The organism is Massilia sp. (assembly GCF_031995545.1).
Taxonomy (GTDB): Bacteria; Pseudomonadota; Gammaproteobacteria; order Burkholderiales; family Burkholderiaceae_D; genus Telluria.
Window position 1 is genome coordinate 1 of the sequence record NZ_DAMAGA010000059.1, and the last position, 16,275, is coordinate 16,275.

Sequence of the window (16,275 nt, forward strand, 5' to 3'; positions counted from 1 at the left end):
ACCGCTGACCTCTTGCATGCCATGCAAGCGCTCTCCCAGCTGAGCTATACCCCCTACGGGAAAACAACATTTTACTACATCGTTACTGCTTCGACTAGTGCCGCGCTTTTCACATCTGCGCTGCTTCGTCCGGTTACTCCTGCCAGTTGCCTGGCGTCCCCACGGGGATTCGAACCCCGGTACTCACCGTGAAAGGGTGATGTCCTAGGCCTCTAGACGATAGGGACCGGGAACAACCGTTACTACTATTTACTGCCTGCTACACTTCAGAGTTGGTGGAGGTAAGCGGGATCGAACCGCTGACCTCTTGCATGCCATGCAAGCGCTCTCCCAGCTGAGCTATACCCCCGCAGTGCTGAAGTGCGAGCATTATAGCGGACGCCCTTGCATTTCGCAAACAACGATTTGCATCGTTATTTGCATCGTGCCGGCGTCCGCCCGGGACCCGCTTTTACAGGCCCTTCTGCACGCGCGCCAGCACGACGTCGCGTCCGAACAACTCGAGCACGGCGTCGATTGCCGGCGTCTGCAGTTGACCGGTCAGCAGCAGGCGCAGCGGCATGGCCAGTTGCGGCATCTTGAGGCTGTGCGCGGCCAGCACTTCCTTCATCATCGCCGCCAGCGCCGCCTTGTTCCATTCCACGCTCGCGCAGCGTTCGGCGAAGGTCGCCAGCGCCGTCTTCACAGCCTCGGTCAGGTGCAGCGCCAGGAGTTCAGCTTCCGGTTGCGGCTCGCGGTAGAACAGCATCGCCGCGTCGGCCAGTTCGTTGATGGTGTTGACGCGTTCCTTCATCAGGCCCAGCACGGTCGGCAGCGCCGGGGCGCCGTCGAAACGGGCGCCGTCGCGTTCCAGCTTCGGCAACGCCAGCTGCGCCAGGCGCTCGTTGTCGGTCTGCTTGATGTAATGGTTGTTCAGCCAGCCCAGCTTCTCCGGATTGAACTGCGCCGCCGAGGCGGTCAGGTGTTCCAGATTGAACCACTCGGTGAACTGCTGCATCGAGAAGATCTCGTCGTCGCCGTGGCTCCAGCCCAGGCGCGCCAGGTAGTTCAGCATCGCTTCCGGCAGATAGCCCTGCTCCGGGTACTGCATCACGCTGACCGCGCCGTGGCGCTTGGACAGCTTCTGGCCGTCCGGGCCCAGGATCATCGGCAGGTGGCCGTACTGCGGCAGCTCGGCGCCCAGCGCGCGCAGGATATTGATCTGGCGCGGGGTGTTGTTGATGTGGTCGTCGCCGCGCAGCACGTGGGTGATCTTCATGTCCCAGTCGTCGACCGCGACGCAGAAGTTATAGGTCGGGGTGCCGTCCGGACGCGCGATCACCAGGTCGTCGAGTTCCTTGTTGCCGATCGTGATCGGGCCCTTGACCACATCGTTCCAGGTGACTTCGCCGTCCAGCGGATTCTTGAAGCGCACCACCGGCTTGACGCCTTCCGGCACGCTTGGGAGGGTCTTGCCCGGTTCCGGACGCCAGGTACCGTCGTAGCGCGGCTTCTCGCCCGCGGCGCGCATGCGCTCGCGCATCGCTTCGACTTCTTCCGGCGAGCAATAGCACAGGTAAGCAGTGCCGGCTTCCAGCATGCCCTTCACCACCTCGCGGTAGCGGTCCATGCGCTGCATCTGGTAGAACGGGCCTTCGTCGTGATCCAGGCCCAGCCATTTCATGCCGTCCAGGATCGCCTGCACGGCTTCCGGCGTCGAACGCTCGAGGTCGGTGTCTTCGATGCGCAGGATAAAGGTGCCGCCGAAGTGGCGGGCATAGGCCCAGGAATACAGCGCGGTGCGCGCGCCGCCAAGGTGAAGGTAGCCGGTCGGGCTGGGGGCGAATCGGGTGCGGACGGTCATGGCGGAAAACAATGAGGTAAAACCGGTATTTTACCCCGTTGCCATCCGTGCCAGCAGCGGCCAGGCTCGATATTCCCGTCACGCCACCGGCTGCTCCACGCCGGCGCGCCTGGCGTCGATGTAGGCGGCCAGCAGCGCCACGGTCTGGTATTCGTACAACAGCTCGGAGCCGATCGCCAGCCCGGTCTGCTGCTCCAGCTCCAGCGCCACCGGCACCGCCGCCAGCGAATCGAGGCCGGCTTCGGTGAACGGCTCGTCGTCGCCGAGCGTTTCGACGCCGGCATCCTGCAGCCCGGCCAGCAGGCAGCGCCGCACCAGCGCGCGCGTGTCGGCGGCGGACGCCAGAGGCACTGACCGCTGCGCATTCTCCGGCGCGGCCGGCGCCACCCGTTGCGCAGGCACGCCTTCGGCCGCGCGCGGCCATTCGGGCTCGAGCAGCGGATCGCGCTCGCGCCCCTCCCCCGCCGCTTCCTGGTCCGGCGCGCCGATCGCTTCGGCATAGGCCGCGATGCGCCCCGCCAGCGTTTCCACCGGCGCGCGCGCGCCGTCCTGCCCCAGCTGCGCCAGCAGCGCCGACCAGCGCCGCCGCGCCCAGCCGGCGGCTGCCGCGCCCTCCGCCGAACCTTCCGGCACCGCCGCCGCCAGCAGCGTCCAGGCGCACAGTTCGCCGGCAGCGTAGGCCGAGCAGGCGGCGCCCGGACCGCGCAGCGCCGCGCGCGCCTGCTGCGCCAGCGCCGGCGCGTCCAGCACTCCGGCCACGAAGTCCAGGCAGCCGCCGTCCAGCGCGCCGCTGCCCAGGTGCACGTACAGCGCCTCGGTCGGCCCCTCCAGGATGCGCATCACGCGTGCGTCGCGCAGCAGCAGCGGCGCCAGGTTCGGCTCCAGATAGCCGCGCCCGCCCAGCAGCTGCATCAGGGCGTCGGCCGACTCCCACAGCAGTTCCGAAGCCACGCACTTGCAGGCCATGCAGGCTTCCTGCGGCAGGCCGGCGCCGCGTTCGTCGTGCGCCGCCAGCGCCTGCACCAGCGCTTCCAGCGCGGCGATGGCGCAGGTCAGCGCATCCAGCCGCGCCAGCGTCACCGGATGGTCGAGCAGGCGCCCGCCCGCCACTTCGCGCCGGCTGGCGTAGCGCAGCATCAGCTGGGCGCAGCGCTTCATGGCGCCGATGCACAGCGCGCCGATGCCCAGGCGCGCGAAGGCCATGGCGTCGCGCGCCACGTCCATGCCGGCGCCCGGTACCCCGATCACGTGCAGGTCGGGCACGAACACCCCGTCGAAGCGCAGCGCGTTCTGCACCATGGCGCGCATGCCCATGGTCAGCGCCTCGGCTTCCTGGTGCACTCCGGGCGCGTCGTCCGGCACCAAGAGCGCCACCGTGCCCAGCGCCATGCCGCCCTCGTCCAGCGCGCGCGCCACCACCGTGATCCAGCCGGCCCAGTTGGCCAGCCCGATCAGATGCTTGTCGCCCGACAGGCGCCAGCCGCCGGGGCAACGCACGGCGCGCGTGCGCATCGCCAGCGGATTGGCGCCGGCGGCCGGCTCGGTCAGCGCGAACGCGGCCAGCTGGCGCCCGCCGGCCAACTGCGGTACCACGCCGGCGCGCAGCGGCGCCGGGCCGAAGCGCAGCAGTGGACGCAAGCCCAGGCCGTTGTGCACGCCGACCGCGGTGGCCAGGGTCAGGTCGATCGCGGCCAGTTGCTCCATGAGGCGCAGCAGGTCGGTTGTCGCCAGCGCCTTGCCGCCCAGCGCCAGCGGCGCCTGCATGCCGAGAAAGCCGTGGTTGCCGAGGTCCAGCAGCACGTGCGGCGGCATGGTGCGGCGCTCGTCCATCAGGCGCGAATCGAGCCGGCGCGGCGCCCAGCGCCGCAGCCAGTCGCGCATCTCGGCCGCCGTGCGCCGGCTTTGCTCGGCCAGCGGCAGGTCGGCGCGGCGGCGCCGTGGATGCAGCTCGCGCGCCGCATACACGATCTCGAGTTCGCCGCGCGCGGCCAGCAGCTTGGCCCGGCGCCGCTGCACCTTGCCGCTGCTGGTGCGCGGGAAGGTCCCGGGCCGCACGAAGGCGAGCAGCTCGACCGCGGTGCCAAAGCGGCTCGCCACCGCGCTGCGGATGCGCTGCGCCAGCGCGTCGAGCTGGGCGATGCTGGCGCCGTCGTTGCCGCCGCGGCGCGCGATCCGCACCAGGCGCCGGTCGGCTTCGGCCACGATGGCGAGACGCTCATGGCCGCCCTGGCCGCCCTGGCGCTGGTCGGCGTCACTCCCCTCGTGCGCGCCCTCTTCACTACGCTCTTCCAGCCCGAACACGGCGCAGCGGTTCGGTTCCAGGAAACCCGCAACTTCTTCCACCAGCGCCTCGACGTCCTGCGGATAGATATTGCGGCCGTTGACGATCACGATGTCCTTCAGGCGCCCGGTCACATACAGCTCGCCGTCACGCAGGAACCCGAGGTCGCCGCTGCGCAGCCACGGACCGCTGCCGTCGGCCAGGCGCGCGCCGAACACCTCGGCGTTGTCCGGATGCTCACCGCGATAGCCGCGCGCCACCGCCGGCCCGGCGATCCAGATCTCGCCCACCCGCCCCGGCCCGGCCGCACGGCGGCTGTCGGGATCGACCGCCAGCAGGCGCACGCCGGGCGCCGCTGGGCCGCAGCTGACCAGTTCGCGCGCGTCCGGATCGCCAGTCCCCGCCTCGCGCACCTGGCCCGCTTCGAGCCGGGCCTGGCTGACGGCGACGATGTTCGGAATGCGTCCGCGCGGTCCGCCGGCTGCCAGCAGCGTATTCTCGGCCAGGCCGTAGCACGGGAACAGCGCGTCGGCGCGCAGGCCGCAGGCGGCGAAGGCCTCGCGCAGGCGACGCAGTGTGGCGGCGCGCACCGGCTCGGCGCCGTTGTAGGCCACCTGCAGCCGCGCCAGGTCGAGGCCTGCCTTGTGTTCGGGTTTGATGCGGCGCGCGCACAGGTCCCAGGCGAAATCGGGGGCGCCGGCGCAGGTCGCGCCGTACGCCGCGATTGCCTGCAGCCAGCGCTCGGGATGGCGCAGGAAGGTCGCCGGCGCCATCAGCACTGAGGGGAATCCGAGTGCCGCCGGCGCCACGATGCTGCCGACCAGTCCCATGTCGTGGAACGGCGGCAGCCAGCTGGCCATCACGCTGTCGGCGTCGAAGCCGAAAGCGGCGCGGATCATCCCGACATTCGCGGCCAGGTTGGCATGCGTGACCTCGACGCCACGCGGCGCACTGGTCGAGCCGGAGGTGTACTGGATGAAAGCCAGGTCGTCCGGCGCTGGCAGCGGCATGGCCCGGCCACTCGTCACCGGCCGCAGGGCACCCAGGCTGACCAGCCGTGCGCGCGCGCCTTCCAGCATCGGCGCCAGCGCCGGCGCGCCATCCTGCGTACTCAATACCAGCACCGGGTCCGCGTCCTGCAGCAGCGCGCGCAGGTGCGCTTCGCCGCCATGGCGGCGCGGCAGCGGCGCCGGCACCGCCACCAGGCCGGCGCGCAGGCAGGCGAAGAACGCCAGCACGAAATCGAGGCCGGGAGCGAACAGCAGCAGTGCACGCTCTCCGCGCGGCGCGCCGCCAGCGACAACATCGCTCAGCGCGCCGGCCAGCGCTTCGCTGCGCGCCGCCAGTTCGGCGCAGGTCAGCGATTCCTCGCGCCCATCCTCGCGCACGAAGGTGAACGCGACGCGCTCGGGTGTGGCGCGCGCTCGGCGCAACATCTGTTCGACCACCGAGGCCGAGACAGGGTCCGGGCTGGATGCCGCGTGTTGCACCGTTTCAGCCACGATAGCGCTCCGTACCCGCCAGCACCGGCGGACGGCCGGCGCCGGCACGCTCGCAGGCCGCGGCCACCAGGCCGGCGGCGCGCCGCAGCTGGGCCGGCGAATGGTGCGCCATCAATTGCAGGCGCAGGCGCGCCGCGCCCAGCGGTACGCCGGGGAATTCGACCGGGTTGACGAACACCGCGTCGCGCGCCAGCAGCATGCCGGCGATACGCGCCGCGCTTTCCGAGCCGGTCCACACCGGCACGATCGGCGACGGCGTGCCCGGGCAATGCAGATCCGCGCCGGTCAGCAGCGCGCGCAGCTCGACCGCATTGCGCAGCAGGTCGGCGCGCAGGCCGTCGCCTTCGGCGCTTGTGGCGATGCGCAGGCTTTCCAGCGCCACCGCCGCCTGCAGCGGCGACAGCGCGTTCGAAAACATGTGCGGCCCCGCGTACATCTGCAGCTGGCGCCGCGCCGGCCGCTCGGCGCAGGCGACGAAGCCGCCGTTGGTGGCGAAGGTCTTGGAAAAACTCCCCATCACCAGGTCGATCCTTCCCGTCATGTGCTGGGCCGCGATCACCCCGCCGCCGCCCGGACCCAGCGCGCCCAGGTCATGCGCCACGTCCACCAGCAGCGTAGCGCCGTATTCGCGGCACAGGTGCTGCAGCAGCGGCAAATCCGGACTGTCGGCATCCATGCTGAACAGGCCTTCAGTGACCACCAGGATCGCATTCGCCGCGTCCTGGGCGCGGATGCGCGCCAGCAGCTCGCGCACATGGTCGCAGTCCAGATGGCGGTGCACCAGCACGTTGCGGGTGGCGGCGGCCGCGCCCTGGCGCAGAGAGGCATGGGCCAGGGCGTCGATCACCACGTGGTCGGCGCCATGCACCAGGCCCGTGATGGCGCCGAAGGCGGCGGCCCAGCCGGTCGGGAACAGCACGACCTGCCCCAGTCCGAGCAGCTCGGCCAGCGCCCCCTCGAGCTGCTGCGACAGGCGCGTGTTCCCCAGCAGGACCGCCGAGCCGGCGCTGTGCGGACCGGCCTCGCGCAGCGCGCGCTGGGCCGCCTCGGCCACTGCCGGGTGCGCCGCCAGCGACAGGTAATCCTGGGAAGCGAAGTTGATGCCGCGCTGGGCCGGGCCGTCGCCGGCGGCCACCGTCGCCAGCGGCTCGGGCGGGCCTTCCAGCACGCGCGCATACGGCCACACGCCGTGGCGCGCGCGCAGATTGCACCAGGCGTCGAGGGCGGCGCCGCGGCGCAGCAGGTCAGGACCGCGCGGCTGGGCGAACTGGGCGACGTTGCCATCCAGCGCGCCAGATGCCGCCAGCGCCTGCGGGTCGCGCGCGGGGTCGAAGGGAATGAATTCGTTCTGCACGGCGTCCTCCGGGGATGTGGCGAGAAGTGTTCATGGAAGGTGGCGCTTGCCACCGGGGTAGTGCGGTGTACTGAATCCGAGACTCAAGCCGGCAGCGCCGCGGCTTCGCGCGCCTGCCGGCCCAGCAGCGCCGCCACCTGTTCCGGCGCCAGCGGACGGTCGAACAGATAGCCCTGCGCCGCGTCGCAGCCCATCGCGCACAGGTCGCCCAGCTGCTCGACCGTCTCGACCGCCTCGGCGATCACGGACAGGTTGAGGCGGTGCGCCATCGCCACCACGCTGTCGGCGATCGCATACGCCTTGCCGCGGCCGGCGGCGGCGCCCAGGCGGCGCACGAACAGGCCGTCCATCTTGAGCACGTTCACCGGCAGCTCGCACAGGTAGTTCAGGCTCGAGTAGCCGGTGCCGAAGTCGTCGAGCGAGACCTGCACGCCGGCCTGGCGCAGCAGTTCGACCACGGCGCGGTTGGCGCCCAGGTCTTCGATCAGCATGCCTTCGGTGATCTCGAGTTCGAGGCAGGCCGGCGGCATCCCGGTTTCGTCCAGGATTTCCAGCACACGCGCGGCCATGCCCGGCTCCTTCAGCTGGCGCGCCGACAGGTTGACCGCGGTCTTCACCTCGGGCAGGCCGGCCGCATGCCAGGCCCGGTTCTGCAGGCACGCCGCGCGCAGCACCCAGTCGCCGACCGGCACGATCATGCCGCTCTCCTCGGCCAGTGCGATGAAGCGGCCCGGCTCGACGCGGCCATACTCGGGATGCCGCCAGCGCAGCAGCGCCTCGACCCCGATCACACGCCGGTTGCGCAGCTCGACCTGGGGCTGGTATTCGAGGAACAGCTGGCCCTGCGCCAGCGCGTCGCGCAAGTCTTCCTTCAGCGCCTGGCGCTCGCCGAACGGAAACGCAACCGGCCCGCCGCCGTCGCGCCGGCCGGTGCGCAAGTCAGCGCACTGGGTCGAATACACCCGCACGATATTGGCGCCCCAGCCGCGCGCGGCGCGCATCGCGATGTCGGCGCGTTCGAGCAGCGCGTCGACGTCGCAGTCCGGCGCCGGATACAGCGCCACGCCGACCGCCAGCGTCACCGTGCATTCGCGCCCGTCCACCAGCAGCGGCGTATTGAAGCGGTCGAGGATCTTGCCGGCCACGGTCTGGGCGTCGGCTTCCACCACCAGGTCTTCCAGTAACGCCACGAATTCGTCGCCGCCCCAGCGCGCCACGGTGTCGCAATCGCGCAGGCAGCGCCGGATCGCCATGCCGGCCTGGGTCAGCAGTGCGTCGCCCTGGGCCTGGCCGAAGGTTTCGTTGATCTCCCTGAAGCGGTTGATGTTCAACAGCAGCAGCGCCAGCGGACGGCGGTTGCGGTTGCTGCGCTCCATCGCGTGGCGCAGGCGGTCGCGCAGCAGGCGCCGGTGCAGCAGCCCGGTGAGCTGGTCGCGCTGGGCCTGGTCTTGCGGCGCCAGGGCGCCGGCCGCCGCGCCGGTGGCAGTGCCCGGGGCCGGCGCCAGTTCCGCCACCGGCAGCGCGGCCGCGGCGGCGCCGGCGCCACGGCGGTCGGCGCCATGGCACAGCACGCGGTTGCGGCCGGACGACTTGGCCTGGTACAGCGCCTCGTCGGCGCGCACGATGGTGTGCGCCACCGGCTCGCCCAGGCGGTATTCGGCCACCCCGACCGAGACCGTGGCGCCGATGGTGCTGGCGCCCACGCCCTCGCCGACCGTGCAGCGCAGGCTTTCCACCACGCCGCGGATGCGTTCGGCCAGTGCCAGCGCGTCGGTCGACGGCGTCTCGGGCAGCAGCAGCAGGAATTCCTCGCCGCCATAGCGCCCGAAGGCGTCGCAGGCGCGGATCTGGCCGCGCGCCGCGTCGGCGAAGGCGCGCAGCACGGCGTCGCCGGCGCCGTGGCCGTAGCTGTCGTTGATGCGCTTGAAGTGGTCGAGGTCGAACAGGCACAGGCAGAACTCGCTGCCGCTGCGGTCGCTCCGTTCCTTTTCCTTGTCCACCAGGTCGAGCACGAAGCGGCGGTTGTGGGCGCCGGTCAGTTCGTCGCGGATCGCCAGCTCGTTGATGGTGGCCAGCGCCTGGCGCAGGCGCGAGAAACCTTCGTTCTTGCTCAGTTCAAACAGCGCGACGAAGGCCAGCACCACCACATACAGCCCCAGGTCGCACACCAGGTGCAGCAGCGGCATGTCGGTGGCGGGCGCGGCCGGCACGCCGCCATGCGCCTGCAGCGTATAGATCAGGGTGGCGCTGGCGCAGCTCATCGCCAGCCAGAAGCCGGCGCTGATCATGCCGCCCAGGAACATGGCCACCACCGGCCCGGTGATCAGCCAGCTGGCGGTGGGCGCGCCGATGCCGCCCAGGTGCCAGGTCAGCCAGCTGAAGTTGAAGAACAGCGCACACAGGAAGACTTCGCGCGCGGCGGCGACGCTGCCGCTGGCGCGCAGCACCAACGGTGCACTCAGCATCACCAGGCTGCACAGCAGGATCTCGTAGGCAGCGGACTCCAGGCCGAGCAGCCAGTAAGCGAGCGCATACATCGGCCCGGCCGTGGCGGCGCACACGGCGGCGTTGACCACGTTCTCGGCGCGCGCCGTCTGCGCCGCGTCCTGGCGCAGCGCCGCCGGGATGAAACGATGGGCCGCGCCCAGGTAGCGCCCGCTCCATCGTGCCGACCTTCGTACCGGATTGCGCGCTGTCGTGTCGTCGTTCATCGGATTCCCATTCGCTGCACCCGCGCCTTCGCCAGACGCGCCAACAACGAGTGTAGGTAGGGAATTTCCTAACGACCTTATTTTCAAACAGATTGTTTGCAGGAAATGGCAGCCGTTTTGCCATTCGAAAAACACGAGGCGCGCCTGCAACAGCCGTCCGGGCGCGCCTCATTGTCTGCCACCGTCGCCGGCACGGCGGCCGGCTGGATTGATACAGATCAGTCGTTCTTGACGACGATGGTCGGGAACTTGCTGCTCATGTCCTTCGCCTTGTCCGCGATCTTGACCGCCACCTTGCGCGCGATCGCCTTGTAGACGTCGGCCACCGGGCCGTCCGGATCGGCGACCACGGTCGGACGGCCGGCGTCGGCCTGCTCGCGGATCGACATGGTCAGCGGCAGCGCGCCCAGGAAGTCGATGCCGAAGTCGGCGCACATCTTCTCGCCGCCGCCGTGGCCGAAGATCGCTTCGGTGTGGCCGCAGTTGGAGCAGGTGTGGGTGCTCATGTTCTCGACCACGCCCAGGATCGGGATGCCGACCTTCTCGAACATCTTGAGGCCCTTGCGCGCGTCCAGCAGCGCGATATCCTGCGGGGTGGTGACGATCACGGCGCCGGTGACCGGCACTTTCTGCGACAGGGTCAGCTGGATGTCGCCGGTGCCCGGCGGCATGTCGACGATCAGGTAATCCAGGTCGCGCCAGTTGGTCTGTTCCAGCAGCTGCTGCAGCGCGCCGCTGGCCATCGGGCCGCGCCACACCATCGGCTCGTCCGGATCGATCATGAAGCCGACCGACGACACCTGGATACCGTGGTTTTCCAGCGGTTCCATCGACTTGCCGTCGAGCGTGGCCGGACGGCCGCTGACGCCCAGCATCATCGGCTGCGACGGACCGTAGATGTCGGCGTCCAGCATGCCGACGCTCGCGCCTTCAGCGGCCAGAGCCAGCGCCAGGTTGACCGCCGTGGTCGATTTGCCAACACCGCCCTTGCCGGAAGCGACGGCGATGATGTTCTTCACGTTCGGCATGACCTTCATGCCGCGCTGAACGGTGTGCGACACGATCTTGCTGTAGGCGCGGATCGCCACGCCTTCGACGCCCGGGATCTCCAGCACGGCGGCAGCGGCCATGCCGCGCAGGTTCTCGACCTGGCTGGCGGCCGGATAGCCCAGCTCCAGCTCGAACGTCACCTGGGCGCCGTCGATCTTGATGTTCTTGACCGACTTGGTGGTGACGAAATCTTTCTGGGTATTAGGATCGATGACGTCCGACAAAGCGGTCTTGACGTCGTTCTCGGTGATGCTCATGTAATTCTCCGGTTGATATTGGGGCGAAGTGTAGCGCAAAACGGCGTGGCGCTTTCGGCAGAGGCCGCAAAGTCGGTCAATACCCACTGACCGTACAAGGGCATCCGCTGGTAAAATGCCTTCTTTTCATAAACCGAAGCGTTTCGACCATGACCCGCAAGCTGTTCGTCACCACCGCCCTGCCCTACGCCAACGCTGCCTTCCATATTGGCCACATGATGGAATACATCCAGGCCGACATCTGGGTCCGGTTCCAGCGAATGCAACGCGACGGTGCTGCGCAACGTGAGGTGCATTTCGTGTGCGCCGACGACACCCACGGCACTCCGATCATGATCGCGGCCGAGAAGGAAGGCATCACGCCGCAGGAATTCGTGGCCAAGATCGCCGCCGGCCGGCCGCAATACCTGGACGGCTTCCATATCGCGTTCGACAACTGGTACTCGACCGATTCGCCGGAAAACGTCGAACTGTCGCAGGGCATCTATCGCAAGCTGGTTGACGCCGGCCTGATCGTCACCAAGACCGTCGACCGCTTCTATGACACCGCCAAGGGCATGTTCCTGGCCGACCGCAATATCAAGGGCGAATGCCCGGTGTGCCACGCCAAGGACCAGTACGGCGACAACTGCGAAGTGTGCGGCGCCGCCTACCAGCCGACCGAACTGATCAATCCGTTCTCGGTATTCACCGGTTCGACCCCGATCCTCAAGCCATCCGAACAGTACTTCTTCAAGCTGTCCGACCCGCGCTGCTTCGAATTCCTGAAGGAATGGCTGAACACCCCGGGCCGCCTGCAGCCGGAAATGGTCAATAAAGTGTCGGAATGGCTGGGCGAGTCCGGCGAAAAGCTGGCCGACTGGGACATTTCGCGCGACGCGCCTTACTTTGGCATCCCGATCCCGGATGCGCCGGGCAAGTTCTTCTACGTGTGGCTGGACGCGCCGGTCGGCTACCTGGCCAGCCTGAAGAATTACTTTGCCAAGAACGGCGGCGACTTCGACGCCTTCCTGGCCGACCCGGGCACCGAGCAGATCCACTTCATCGGCAAGGACATTGTCTCCTTCCACCTGCTGTTCTGGCCGGCGATGCTGAATTTCTCCGGCCACCCGGTGATCGACAAGCTGAAGGTCGCGGTGCACGGCCACCTGACTGTCAACAACGAAAAGATGTCCAAGTCGCGCGGCACCGGCATTTCGCCGCTGCGCTACCTGGAACTGGGCATGAACCCGGAGTGGCTGCGCTACTACCTGGCCTTCAAGCTCAACGCCAAGGTGGAAGATTTGGACTTCAATGGCGACGACTTCGTGGCGCGCGTCAACAGCGACCTGATCGGTAAATACGTTAATATCGCCAGCCGCTGCGCCGGCTTCATCGCCAAGCGCTTCGACGGCAAGCTGGCCGACACTCTGTCGCAGACCGCGCGCGACACCATCTGCAAGGCCCTGATGGCGGACGGCGCCGAGCGCCAGACCAGCATCGCCGCCAGCTTCGAGGCGCGTGAATACGGCCGCGCCCTGCGCGAGATCATGGAAATCGCCGACGTCGTCAACCAGTACGTCGACGAGCACAAGCCATGGCTGCTGGCCAAGGACGAGACCAAGACCGCCGAGCTGCACGACGTGTGCACCACGGCCCTGATCCTGTTCCGCCAGCTGACCATCCTGATGGCGCCGGTGCTGCCGCAGGTGGCTGCGCGCGTGTCGGAATTCCTGGGCGACGGCGAACTGAGCTGGGCGGACACCCATGGCGCCGCCGTGTACGAATCGATGCTGGGCCGCACCATCGGCGCCTACAGCCACTTGATGCAGCGCGTCGACGCCAAGATGGTCGAGAACCTGTTCGACAAGCCGGCCGCACCGGCGGTTCCTGCCGCGCCTGCGGCAAAGGCTGAGCCGGCGCGAACCGCGGCGGCAGGCGATGCGGCGGAGAGCGATATCGAGGAACTCGCGCCGCAGATCACGATCGACGACTTCACCAAAATCGACCTGCGCGTGGCGAAAATCGTCAACTGCGAACACGTGGAAGGCTCGAGCAAGCTGCTGCGCCTGACGCTGGACGTGGGCGAAGGCCGCCACCGCAATGTGTTCTCGGGCATCAAGTCGGCTTACCAGCCGGAAGACCTGATCGGCAAACTGACCGTGCTGGTGGCCAACCTGGCCCCGCGCAAGATGAAGTTCGGCGTCTCGGAAGGCATGGTGCTGTGCGCATCAAGCGCCGACGAAAAGACCAATCCGGGCCTGTACCTGCTGGACCCGATGCCGGGCGCGACGCCGGGCATGCGCATTCGCTGATATACAACAAGGGTTGCCATCGCGCCGGCATGTCCGCTTGATGGCGCCCCCTAAGCGGTCCCGGGAAGGTGATTTCCGGGGCCGGTAGGCGGTGTACAATGCCGTGTTTTCACATGACAAAACGCCCCTACAAACTTTTTTGATAGGTAGCTAATAATATGACCGAATTGACTCCTCTCCGCCATATCCCACAAGCCAATGCGTTCCGCAAGGGCGACGTGTTCGTCCTGTTCGGCGAACTGTTCGGCCGCGGCTATGTGAATGGCCTGATCGACGAGGCGCGCAAGGCCGGCATGACGATCGTCGGCATCACCGTCGGCCGCCGCGACGACAACGGCGCCCTGCGCGCGCTGGACGCGGCCGAACTGGCCGAGGCGGAAGAGAAACTGGGTGGCCGCATCATCAACGTGCCGCTGATGGCCGGCTTCGACATGGACGCCCCGGAAGGCGAACAGAACCCGACCGAGATGCTGTCCGGTATCACTCTGAAGAACTGGCAGGAAGAAAAGCTGGACTGGGAACGCATCGAGCGCTGCCGCGAAGCCGGCGTGCGCCGCTTCACCGAGTCGGCCGCCACCGTGATGGCGGAAATTGACAAGCTGGTGCCGCAGGGCGCCAACGTGTTCTTCGCCCACACCATGGCCGGCGGCATTCCGCGCATCAAGGCCTTCCTGGCGATTGCCAACCGCATCTACAAAGGCCGCGGCGAGCGCTTCATGTCCTCGCGCGCCCTGCTCGACAGCGACCTGGGCAAGCTGATCCTGATGAACTTCGACGAAGTCTCGGCCAACACGCTCAAGTACCTGATCGATGCGTCGCAGGCGATCCGCGAGCGCGTGACCGCAGCCGGCGGCGAAGTGCGCTACACCGCCTACGGCTACCACGGCACCGAGATCCTGATCAACGATCAATACCAGTGGCAGACCTACACCAACTACACCCAGGGCTACGCCAAGATGCGCCTGGAGTCGATCGCCGAAGCGGCGTGGAACAACGGCGTGGTGGCCACCGTGTTCAACTGCCCCGAGATCCGCACCAACTCGTCCGACATTTTTGTGGGCGTCGAGCTGTCGCTGTTCCCGCTGCTCAATGCCCTGAAGAAGGAAGGCGGCGGCGCCTGGGCCGACGAGCAATGGCGCATCTGCGAAGAACTGCTGAATGACGGCACCTCGCTGCAGTCGCTGCTCGACACCATCGAGCGCTACAACAACGACGCCACCAGCGCCGAGTTCCGCAACTTCGAAGCCTGGCCGATGGACAACACCCCGGCCCTGGCCGACGTGATGATCGGCACCTCGGAAGAGCTGACCGCCCTGCACAAGGACAAGAAGGCCTTGATTACCGATCACCTGTCCGGCCTGGTGCTGGAAGGCGCCGGCCCGCTGATGTTCCATGGCGCGTCGGAAAAGATCGCGCCGGTGCTGTGGCTGAGCCACGACATCATCGCGCGTCAGCTGAACGAACTGCACAAGTAACTTGACGTACCATGCGCGGGGCAGAAGAATCTGCCCCGCGCATGTTTTCATCTCCTGCGTTTCCTTTCACCCAGCACCCAAGTCGAACCATGATCTTCTCGAAAAAACACTCGATGTACGAATCCGACCACACCAAGTTCATCAAGGAACTGAAGGACAAGACGCCAGGCATGGACGAGCGCCAGGTGGCCGGCCGCGCACTGCTGTGGGACAAGGAACCGGTCTCGCTGGACGAGCAGGAACGCGTCCAGCAGTCGCGCCTGCGCCAGAACGCCTACCCGTACCAGACCAAGGTCTGAGGACGGAGCGGCGCGCGTGACGCCTGACCAGGCGCCGGACGGGCACGACGTGCCGGACGGCGCTGCCCTCGACATGCCGGACGCTGCGCCGTTACCGCCGGAGGCGCTGGACGACCCCGCGATCGCGCGCCTGTACGGCGAACCGCTGACGCGCCTGCCGAACGACCTGTACATTCCGCCGGACGCGCTCGAGATCTTCCTCGATGCCTTCGAAGGCCCGCTCGACCTGCTGCTGTACCTGATCCGCAAGCAGAACTTCAATATCCTCGACATTCCGATGGCGCAGGTGACCCTGCAATACCTGGAATACGTCGAGCAGATTCGCCAGCGCAACCTCGAGCTGGCGGCCGAGTACCTGCTGATGGCAGCGATGCTGATCGAGATCAAATCACGCATGCTGCTGCCCAAGCGCCAGGACGACCTGGTCGAGGATGTGGGCGACCCGCGCGCCGAACTGGTGCGCCGCCTGCTGGACTACGAGCAGATCAAGAGCGCAGCCATGGCGCTGGGCAATGTGCCGCAGGAAGGCCGCGACTTCGTGCGCCCGCAACTGTTCGTGGAACAGGGTCTGACGCAAACCTGGCCCGAAGTCGATCCCTGGGACCTGCAGCGCGCCTGGCTCGACGTCCTGCGCCGCGCCAAGCTGACCCAGCACCATCGGATTGGACGCCAGGAACTGTCGGTGCGCGAGCACATGTCGGCCATCCTGCGCACCCTGCAGTCGCAGCGCTTCGTCGAGTTCGGCGACCTGTTCGCCGGCCAGCACGGGGTGGCTGACGTGCCCCGGCCGATCGTGGTAGTACACTTTGTCGCCATGCTCGAACTGGCGAAAGAGACCTTGATCGAAATCACGCAGGCCGAACCGTTCGCGCCGATCTACGTGCGCCTGGCCTATTCGCCGGCCTGAATTAATTTCGCGTGCCGGCAATCGCCGCCGCATTTCACTGACTATCTTCACACTCATGAAAATCATTTCTTCCATTGACGAATTGCGCGATCAATTGCGCGGCCAGCTGCGCACCGCCTTCGTGCCGACGATGGGCAATCTGCACGAAGGCCACCTGTCGCTGATGCGCCTGGCGCGCCGCCATGGCGACCCGGTGGTGGCCTCGATCTTCGTCAACCGCCTGCAATTCGGCCCCAACGAGGATTTCGACAAATACCCGCGTACCTTCCAGGAAGACGTGGCCAAGCTGGAAAAGGAAGGCG

10 protein-coding genes and 2 tRNA genes are annotated in these 16,275 nt (G+C 67.7%); 5 read left to right on the forward strand and 7 right to left on the reverse strand.

The genetic code is table 11. From position 1 onward, the window contains the following. Positions 1-151 precede the first annotated feature (151 nt). The 7 genes from RTQ83_RS23145 to apbC form a co-directional block, all read right to left on the reverse strand. A tRNA-Glu gene (locus tag RTQ83_RS23145) sits at positions 152-227 on the reverse strand. 46 nt (positions 228-273) lie between these two features. After that, a tRNA-Ala gene (locus tag RTQ83_RS23150) sits at positions 274-349 on the reverse strand. Between the two features lie 102 nt (positions 350-451). Further along, a complete protein-coding gene (gene gltX, locus RTQ83_RS23155) occupies positions 452-1,843 on the reverse strand; it encodes a glutamate--tRNA ligase (protein ID WP_312520076.1) in 1,392 nt (463 codons plus the stop codon). 78 nt (positions 1,844-1,921) lie between these two features. Continuing rightward, on the reverse strand, positions 1,922-5,626 hold the full coding sequence (locus tag RTQ83_RS23160; protein ID WP_312520079.1) for an AMP-binding protein: 3,705 nt from the start codon (positions 5,624-5,626) through the stop codon (positions 1,922-1,924). Continuing rightward, positions 5,619-6,980, reverse strand: a complete 1,362-nt coding sequence (locus tag RTQ83_RS23165) for an aminotransferase class I/II-fold pyridoxal phosphate-dependent enzyme (RefSeq protein WP_312520082.1) — start codon at positions 6,978-6,980, stop codon at positions 5,619-5,621. Before RTQ83_RS23165 ends, RTQ83_RS23160 begins: the two co-directional genes overlap by 8 nt. Positions 6,981-7,063: 83 nt before the next feature. Continuing rightward, on the reverse strand, positions 7,064-9,691 hold the full coding sequence (locus RTQ83_RS23170) for a bifunctional diguanylate cyclase/phosphodiesterase (protein ID WP_312520084.1): 2,628 nt from the start codon (positions 9,689-9,691) through the stop codon (positions 7,064-7,066). 218 nt (positions 9,692-9,909) lie between these two features. Then, positions 9,910-10,998, reverse strand: a complete 1,089-nt coding sequence (gene apbC / locus RTQ83_RS23175) for an iron-sulfur cluster carrier protein ApbC (RefSeq protein ID WP_312520087.1) — start codon at positions 10,996-10,998, stop codon at positions 9,910-9,912. A gap of 149 nt (positions 10,999-11,147) precedes the next feature. Between apbC and metG the strand changes: the two genes are divergently transcribed. The 5 genes from metG to RTQ83_RS23200 all read left to right on the forward strand — a co-directional run. Further along, positions 11,148-13,292: a methionine--tRNA ligase gene (metG, locus tag RTQ83_RS23180; RefSeq protein ID WP_312520089.1), complete on the forward strand. Its 2,145-nt coding sequence runs from the start codon at positions 11,148-11,150 to the stop codon at positions 13,290-13,292. A gap of 158 nt (positions 13,293-13,450) precedes the next feature. Continuing rightward, complete coding sequence (locus RTQ83_RS23185; protein ID WP_312520091.1) at positions 13,451-14,767, forward strand: enoyl-acyl carrier protein reductase FabMG; 1,317 nt, start codon at positions 13,451-13,453, stop codon at positions 14,765-14,767. A gap of 89 nt (positions 14,768-14,856) precedes the next feature. Then, complete coding sequence (locus RTQ83_RS23190; RefSeq protein WP_312520094.1) at positions 14,857-15,066, forward strand: DUF3460 family protein; 210 nt, start codon at positions 14,857-14,859, stop codon at positions 15,064-15,066. A gap of 73 nt (positions 15,067-15,139) precedes the next feature. Further along, entirely contained in the window at positions 15,140-15,973 is an 834-nt protein-coding gene (locus RTQ83_RS23195; RefSeq protein ID WP_312520100.1) for a ScpA family protein, read from the forward strand. Positions 15,974-16,028: 55 nt separating this feature from the next. Further along, positions 16,029-16,275, forward strand: a 247-nt coding sequence (locus RTQ83_RS23200; RefSeq protein ID WP_312520097.1) for a pantoate--beta-alanine ligase, incomplete at its 3' end; no start/stop codon positions are given.

What these genes read in the sequence shown, in the direction of transcription:
- gltX (WP_312520076.1), bottom strand. Translation starts at nt 1,843, where the DNA reads ATGACCGTCCGCACCCGATTCGCCCCCAGCCCGACCGGCTACCTTCAC.
- metG (WP_312520089.1), top strand. Translation starts at nt 11,148, where the DNA reads ATGACCCGCAAGCTGTTCGTCACCACCGCCCTGCCCTACGCCAACGCT.
- RTQ83_RS23185 (WP_312520091.1), top strand. Translation starts at nt 13,451, where the DNA reads ATGACCGAATTGACTCCTCTCCGCCATATCCCACAAGCCAATGCGTTC.
- apbC (WP_312520087.1), bottom strand. Translation starts at nt 10,998, where the DNA reads ATGAGCATCACCGAGAACGACGTCAAGACCGCTTTGTCGGACGTCATC.
- RTQ83_RS23190 (WP_312520094.1), top strand. Translation starts at nt 14,857, where the DNA reads ATGATCTTCTCGAAAAAACACTCGATGTACGAATCCGACCACACCAAG.
- RTQ83_RS23170 (WP_312520084.1), bottom strand. Translation starts at nt 9,691, where the DNA reads ATGAACGACGACACGACAGCGCGCAATCCGGTACGAAGGTCGGCACGA.
- RTQ83_RS23195 (WP_312520100.1), top strand. Translation starts at nt 15,140, where the DNA reads ATGCCGGACGCTGCGCCGTTACCGCCGGAGGCGCTGGACGACCCCGCG.